The organism is Aeromicrobium sp. PFPM2_SD2 (assembly GCF_057364525.1).
The window spans coordinates 1-793 of sequence record NZ_JBNFNZ010000701.1 but is presented as its reverse complement, the minus strand read 5'-3'; the positions used below and the strand labels follow the sequence as shown (position 1 = coordinate 793).

General features: G+C 77.8%; 1 protein-coding gene. It reads left to right on the top strand.

Annotated elements, in window-relative coordinates; translation table 11 throughout:
• On the top strand, positions 1–219 hold a 219-nt coding region (locus AC2W7G_RS17570; RefSeq protein ID WP_485869569.1), incomplete at its 5' end, for a ComEA family DNA-binding protein.
• Between the last annotated feature and the right edge of the window lie 574 nt (positions 220–793).

The window sequence follows — 793 nt, the reverse complement described above, 5'->3', positions numbered from 1 at the left end:
CCGGTGCCGGCGCCGTGCCCGGAGCGGTGGTCGACCTCAACACGGCCACCCTCGAGCAGCTCGACCACGCTGCCGGGCGTCGGGCCGGTCACGGCGCAGGCGATCCTCTCCTGGCGCGACGAGCACGGCCGGTTCGCGTCGGTCGACGACCTGCTCGACGTGAAGGGCATCGGCGAGGCCACGCTGGCCGAGCTGCGCGACCTCGTCTCGGCCGGCTGAGCATGCCGCCGCTCGTCACGCGGCTGCGCGGCGCCGTGGTGGCCCTGGCCGAGCGGCACGACCTTCGCATGGTGCCCGCGGCTGCCGGGGCCTGGGGCGGTCGCGGTGGTGAGCCTGCGCACGGGGTCGGGGCCGCGCTGGTGACGGCGCTCGGGGCGCTCATGATCGTCCTGGTGGCCCTGCTGCGTCAGCCGCCCCGGGGGCTGGCCGTCGCCGCCGGCCGGTCGTGGCTGGGGTCGCCACCGGGTGCGCCTGGCGCACGGCGCTGGACGAGCACGGTCCGGTCACGCGCTTGCGGCCGAGCGGGCGTCCGTTGCGGTGGAGGCGCAGGTCCGCCAGCGACCCGCGGACGTTCGAGCGAGCCGGACGCACCGGCGACGTCGTGAGCCTGCGGTCGAGCGGGTCACCACGCGCGCCGGCACCGTGTCGACGCGGGCGCTCGTGACCGCGTTCGCCGACGAGTCGGCTGCCGGGCTGGTGGTCGGGGACGGCTCACCGCGCGGCTCAGCCTGGCTCCGGCCGCGTCGGCCGGACGGTCGCGCGGCAGCGGGTCTGCGGCTCGGGCGTCGACTCG